The following is a 6,510-nucleotide window of genomic DNA, read 5'->3' on the forward strand; positions in this document are numbered from 1 at the left end:
CCCATGACAGGAGGAATCATCCATGCAAGTTGAATTTTCCGTGACGCTGCTGTGGTCGCTGGCGAACAATCTGTCCTTTTGGGTGGCGGCTCTGCTCACCAACAGCACGCTGACCCGCCGCCGGAACGCGGGGCAGACCTTCCTCGGCTGGGTCCTGTTCGCGGCGCTGCACCTTGCCATATGCGTCGCCAGCTACTCCATCAATATTACGGACGACAACATCAATTTTTTGAGCATGCTGGTGCTCATGCCGGTGGCGGCGGTGGCGCTGTATAACGACGAGCGCGCGGCGCGCGTGTTCACCTCGGTCATGGGCGCACTGATCGCCAACGTGACCACGTTCTTCTTCTGCGGCACCACGCTCAGCTTTATCGACAACACCCCCAATCCGTACAATATGCGCACGATCGGCATTTTCCTCTGCATCAAGGCGTTCTGGTTCACGGTGATGTTCTTTGCCTACCGCCGCTTTGTCAGCAAGATCGTGCAGCAGGTCATCTCGGTGCTGGGCAAGCAGCTGAAAAACTATGTCCCCATTCCGGTCTACTGCTTTGTCGCGTTTGCGATCGTCAACCGGCTGACCAACACCCTCGGCATCCTGCCCGGCCTGCCGGATACCCGCGTGTATTTTATCATTTTTTATTTGATTATTTGCTCGGTATTCGTTATCCTGTATTATGAGATCTTTTCCACCGCGCTGTGGTCCTCCCGCGCGCTCAAGACCGAGGCGGAGCTGAACGTTGCCAGCAACATCCAGCGCGATATGCTGCCCAACATCTTCCCCGCCTTTCCGGACCGGAACGAGTTTGACGTTTACGCCACCATGGATCCGGCCAAGGAGGTCGGCGGCGATTTTTACGACTTCTTCATGATCGACCAGACCCACCTTGCCATCGTCATTGCGGACGTGTCGGGCAAGGGCGTGCCGGCCGCGCTGTTCATGGTTATTGCCAAGACCATCATCCGCAACCAGGCGCAGTCCAGCCTGTCGCCGGCGGAGATCTTCACCCGCGCCAACGAGCAGCTTTGCGAAAACAACGGCGAGGGGCTGTTCGTCACTGCCTATCTCGGCATCCTCGACCTGCGCACCGGCGTGCTGACCTATGCCAACGCGGGCCACAACCCGCCCATGATCCAGCAGGAGGGCGGCCGCTTTGAATGGCTCAAGCTGCGCCCGGGCTTCGTGCTCGCCGGCATGGAGGGCATGCGCTATAAGGAATTTCAGGTCACACTGAAGCCGGGCGACTGCCTGTTCCTGTATACGGACGGTGTGACCGAGGCGACCAACGCCGCGCTTGAGCTGTACGGCGAAAAACGGCTGGAGGCCGCGCTCAACACCGACGCCGCGAAAGGGCTCGCCCCCGACCAGCTGCTGCCTTATGTCAAATCCCAGGTGGACCTGTTCGTCTCCGGCGCGCCGCAGGCGGATGACATCACCATGCTGGGGCTGCAGTTCTGTGAGTACATGCCGTCCAATGCCAAGGAGGAGACACTATGAAAACGATCACCGTACCAGCACTGACTGAACAGCTCGATACGGTGCTGGAATTTGTACAGGGCGAGCTTGACCAGATCAACTGTTCGCCCAAAATCTGCAACCAGATTGCGATCGCGGTGGAGGAAATTTTCGTCAACATTGCCCACTACGCCTACCGGCCCGACGTGGGCGACGCGACCATCCGCTGCCAGGTCAGCACACAGGGCCAGCCGCAGATCACGATTGAATTCCTGGATTCCGGCAAGCCCTATGACCCGCTGAAAAACGACGAGCCGGACACCACCCTCCCCGCGGAGGAGCGCCGCATCGGCGGCCTGGGCATTTTCATGGTCAAACGGCTGATGGATACCGTCCAATATGAATACAGGGACGGAAAAAACATCCTGACCCTGCAAAAACTCGTATAGTACTACCGCGAAGCCTCCGCCGGTTTCCCGTGCGGAGGCCTCGCCATGTGGGGATGGGCCGCATATGGCGCTGCATTCCGCCATTCCCAGCCGGACGCGCGCGGCGCGCCTGTCCCCCGCGTATTCTCTTTATCCTGCTTTTCCGGAGGTATCCCGCCTTGAAAAGAATCGTATTCGCCGTATTGACAACGCTGATTATCCTGACCGCCTTTTCCCCCGTGCTGCTCACCTATGTCTCCCCCATGGAGGACGCCTCCTATAATCTTTCGATCATCGGGGAGGATGGCCAGCCGTGGCAGGGCAGCAAGGGCTGGACGGTGTACACCTGCACGGAGGGCGCGGTGAAGGAGCTGACGCCCACCGGCTACGGCGCCTATTACGGGCTGGACTACCCGGGGCAGACGTTCTATTTTTCCCGCCGGCTGACCGAGGAGCTCGACAGCCCGACCCTGCGCATCGGCGCGGCAAACCGCACCTTCAGCGTGTTTCTGGACGACGAGCTGATCTACACCGACTGTCCGGAGCTGGACAACCGCATCGGCTATCTTACGCTCCCCATGCTGGAGGCGGACCGCTTCGAACCGCTGGTGGTGTCCCTTCCGGCGGGCTATGCGGGAAAAACGCTCACCATCGCGCAGTCCACCTATGCCGTGGGCAGCGACGCCCCCGGCTCGGACGCCGATGTGTTCCCCGCAGATATCACACTCTATTGCGGCTACGCCTATGAAAGCGGGCTGATCGCCCAGACCGCCCGCCATATGATCCCCGCGGCCCTGCTCTTCTCGGTAGGGGTTTTTATGTTAATCATCTTCATTTGGAACGCCTCCTCCGGCCTGCTGGACGCCAGTTTGCCGCTGCTTGCCCAGCTTTCCTTTGTCCTGATGCTCCGCGAGATCGTGCAGGCGCCGTTCTTTTTCTACTATTTCGGCGTCCTGCCGATCGACCTGACCGCTCTTTGCCTATATGTGTCGGCCTCCCTGCTGCTCAGCCTGCTCGTCTGCCCGCTTTCCGGCTGGCTGCGCTGGATGATGCTGGCCGTCGCGTTGCTGCAGTTCGGCGTCGTCTGCTATAACACGGTCTGCGAATATCAGGGGACGGCGCATGCGCTGCTTTGCGCCAAAGCGACGGTGTGCGCCCTTTTGCTTGCCTTTCTTCTGGCGCTGCTGGCCTGGCGGCGCGGCTCGGCTTTCCACCGGCAGTTCTGCTTACTCGTGCTGACCGGCGGCATAATCGCCGCCCTGTGCCTGCTGCTCGGTCCGCGGTTTTTCCCAGAACTGCAGCCGGCTGGCGGCGCGCAGGCCACCGCGCTTTCCCTGCTGCTCGTCCTGATGCCGCTGTGCTTTGTTGCAGCCCTGATCGCCCTGGCCATCCAGACCGTCAAAAGCCTGGTGCGCCGCCGGTCGGAAACCTCCATCCTGCTCGCCAAGGAGCAGTTCGCCCGCGTCAGCTACGACACCCTGCGCGCACAGACCGAGCAGACCATGGAACTGCGCCACGACATGCGACACCATCTGACCGTGCTGCGCGCCCTGCTGCGGAAGCAGGATTATACACAGGCGCAGGAATATGTGGACGGCCTCATTTCCCAGAGCAGATCGATTACACCGGTCGTCCGCTGCGGCAATCAAATGTTGGATATCATCCTCAACGGAACGCTGGCGGCAGCCTTGCGCGACAAGGTTCGGGTGGAGGTCGTTCACGCGGCGGCGCCTGCCTCGCTCCCGTTGTCCGACCCCGACCTTGCTTCGCTGGTGATGAACGTGATGGAGAACGCCGTGCATGCCGCGTGCAGCTCGCCGGCCGGCGAGCGCTTCATCCAGCTCGATATCCGCACCAAGGATAATTTCCTCGTTTTCTGCTGCTGCAACAGCGCGCCGCTGTCCGAACCCGCCGCGGGACCGAAAGAGAGCGGTCCGCTCTCTTCCCACGGCTATGGTCTGAAGATCATTGACCGCATTCTCAAGCAGGCCGGCGGCTTCAGCCGGATTGAAACCGGCCGCGGCCAGTTCCAGCTCACCTTTGGCCTCCCCTTGCGCTACCCTGAAAAAACGGCGGCGCATAAAATGAAGCAGGGCTAACGGATAAGGCCGGCAGTTTTTCACGCATCCATGTGAAAAACTGCCGGCCTTTCCACTTTTCTCCCCTATTTCGTCAAGGTCCCTGACCGTTCCAGCATGTCCAGTATATCCGTATCGATCCCACGGCACCCCTTTTCCGCGATCAGCGCTTTCACCTCTGTGATCGTCGGCAGGCTTGGCATCGCGCCCATGCGGGAGACCGTGATCGCCGCCGCATGGCTGGCGAACGCCAGCGCCTGCCGCTCATCCAGCCCCGCGGTGAGCCCCGTGCAGAACGCGGCGACAAACGAATCCCCCGCCGCGGTCGTATCGGCGATCTTATCCATATGGACGGACGGGATATAAACCGTGCCGTTTTGGTTGACGCAGACCGAGCCGTTTGCGCCCAGCGTAACGATCAGGTTTTTCACCCCGCGCTGCATGAAATAGCCTGCGGCCCTGTGCAGATCCTCCTGATTGATGCCATCGTCAACGGCGATCTGCTGTCCGGACATCAGCGCCGCCTCATGCTCATTGGGGGATAGATAGGTCACATGGCCAAGCAGCGTATCCGACAGCGCCGCAGCGGGCGCGGGGTTGAGCATAACGGGTACGCCGGCCTCATAGGCCCATGCGGCCACGGACTCCACCACCTCCATGGGCAGCTCAAGCTGCAGCATCACCAGGTCGTAGTCCGCAACGCGGGCTTTCAGCCAGGCGATCTCCTCCACCGTCAAGGTAAAGTTCGCCCCTGGGCAGACAATGATCCGGTTTTTTGCGTCGTTTTCGCTCACTTCAAGCGTAATGTGCGCAACGCCCGTCGCCTCGGCCGGATCGGTCAGCACCCTGGAAATGTCCACGCCCGCAGCGGATGCCGTTTCGAGCAGCGTTTTGCCGAAGCCGTCCCGACCGACCTTGCCGACCATAGTGACCTCCGCCCCCAATCGGGCGCACTGGACCGCCTGATTGCTGCCCTTGCCGCCCGGGGCGGTGGTGAATTTCATGCCAATGACGGTTTCCCCCTCGCGCGGCGCGCGTTTCGTGGACGCCACCAGATCCATCATGATGCTGCCTACCACCAGAATATGAGGAATTTTTCCCATGCCTTTCTCCTTGTCTCCCGCTTTTCAGAATCGTCCGCCCAGCATTTCCTTTGCGCCGCTGTATACCGCCTTGGCATTCATTTCGTCCAGAATCGTCCGCGCCGCGAGCATCTCTTTCAGCGACGCCCGCGGACGGGTTCCGCTGGCAAAATCCTGCAGCGTGGTGCGGGCGAAAATCGCGTAATAGGGATCGCTGTCCGTGTTCAGCGCGATATGCGCCGGCGCAGCGCCGAAGGTGCGCAACTCCAGATCGTTGTCCGCGAGGATGCAGTAACCGTTTTCGGTCACGATCGTCCAGCGGTTTTCACGCTTGGCACCGTCCGACATCGGATAGGCACACCCGCTCTCTATCAGAAGCGACGCGCCCGAATCCATACGCAGCATGGAGGAGGCATACGTCTCGATATCATATTCCGAGGTATACTGGTAAATCGAAGCCAGCGTTTCAGCGTCCCCGCTTTCCGTCAGGTAGAGCGCCATATCGATAAAGTGTACGCCGAGGTTGGTCATACAGCCGCCTCCCGCGGTCTCCTGCGACAGCATCCAGCGCGCGCTTTCCAGATAGCGCGACGGCGGTCCTGCGATAAACCGGTAGGACATATGCATAATTTTACCGGAAAGATACCGGTTTTTCAAGTCGTTTACCGTGTCGCTGTACCGCCAGACAAACGGGATGGCGCAGAAAGTCCCTTTCTGTTCCGCCGTATTATACAGAAGCTCCACCTCCCGCCGGTTCAGTCCGGCGGGCTTTTCCATTGTGAACGGTAGGTTCTGCTCCAGCAGATAGGCCGCTACCGAACACATCCGCGCATGCGGCGCAAAAGCGAATACGAAATCCGGCTTCACGTCACGGAGCATCTGCTTTTCATCCGTATAATACGGGCAGCCGAACCGCCTGGCAACGCGCGCGGCATGCGCCGCGTCATCGTCGCTGACCGCAACGACCGAGCGTTCCGGCAGTCCGGCAAAGTAAAGGGGTACATGCCAATGGCTCACGCCGAGCAGCGCAATTCTCATATGTTCCATATTCATGATTCAAGCCCTCCCACTTACAAAAGCCGTATGTAGTTTCCCAGCCGGTCAGGGCTGGATCCGGCGCAGGTATTCCAGCGACCGCTTCATACCGATGGATGCGTCCGGAATATCGTCCGGATGCCAGCGGCGCTCATATTCGAGCGACAGCCAGCCGTCATAACCGCGCGCTTTGACCGCGCGCAGGATCTCTGGCCACGGTATAACGCCCTCGCCCACGATGCGCGTGTACACGTTGCGCTCGGATTCATCCGGCCGCGCCACATGGGAGGAGGAAAACGCCACGCCTTCTTTGAATACCAGATCCTTTACATGCATGTATGCCACATACTGCTGCTGTAGGGGAAGCGCTTCTTCATATCCTTCGTTTCCGGTAAAGGTCAGGTTTGCCTGATCGTACAGGATGCGGACTG

General features: G+C 60.1%; 6 protein-coding genes. 3 read left to right on the top strand and 3 right to left on the bottom strand.

Annotation, left to right across the window (positions count from 1 at the left end; genetic code table 11):
- The first annotated feature begins 22 nt into the window (after positions 1–22).
- From ACYQ3S_RS04635 to ACYQ3S_RS04645, 3 genes are all read left to right on the top strand, one after another.
- Entirely contained in the window at positions 23–1,498 is a 1,476-nt protein-coding gene (locus ACYQ3S_RS04635; RefSeq protein WP_459687547.1) for a PP2C family protein-serine/threonine phosphatase, read from the top strand.
- A complete protein-coding gene (locus tag ACYQ3S_RS04640; RefSeq protein ID WP_459687548.1) occupies positions 1,495–1,905 on the top strand; it encodes an ATP-binding protein in 411 nt (136 codons plus the stop codon). The genes ACYQ3S_RS04635 and ACYQ3S_RS04640 overlap by 4 nt, the downstream gene beginning before the upstream one ends.
- Positions 1,906–2,063: 158 nt before the next feature.
- Positions 2,064–3,983 (top strand): sensor histidine kinase, encoded by a 1,920-nt coding sequence (locus ACYQ3S_RS04645; protein WP_459687549.1) that lies wholly within the window; start codon positions 2,064–2,066, stop codon positions 3,981–3,983.
- Positions 3,984–4,048: 65 nt separating this feature from the next.
- On the opposite strand, the gene rbsK is transcribed toward ACYQ3S_RS04645, so the two are convergent.
- The 3 genes from rbsK to ACYQ3S_RS04660 form a co-directional block, all read right to left on the bottom strand.
- Positions 4,049–5,065: a ribokinase gene (gene rbsK, locus ACYQ3S_RS04650; protein ID WP_459687550.1), complete on the bottom strand. Its 1,017-nt coding sequence runs from the start codon at positions 5,063–5,065 to the stop codon at positions 4,049–4,051.
- A gap of 24 nt (positions 5,066–5,089) precedes the next feature.
- Complete coding sequence (locus tag ACYQ3S_RS04655) at positions 5,090–6,097, bottom strand: Gfo/Idh/MocA family protein (protein WP_459687551.1); 1,008 nt, start codon at positions 6,095–6,097, stop codon at positions 5,090–5,092.
- Positions 6,098–6,145: 48 nt separating this feature from the next.
- Positions 6,146–6,510, bottom strand: a 365-nt coding sequence (locus tag ACYQ3S_RS04660) for a sugar phosphate isomerase/epimerase family protein (RefSeq protein WP_459687552.1), incomplete at its 5' end; no start/stop codon positions are given.

The organism is Agathobaculum sp. TL06 (assembly GCF_054658635.1).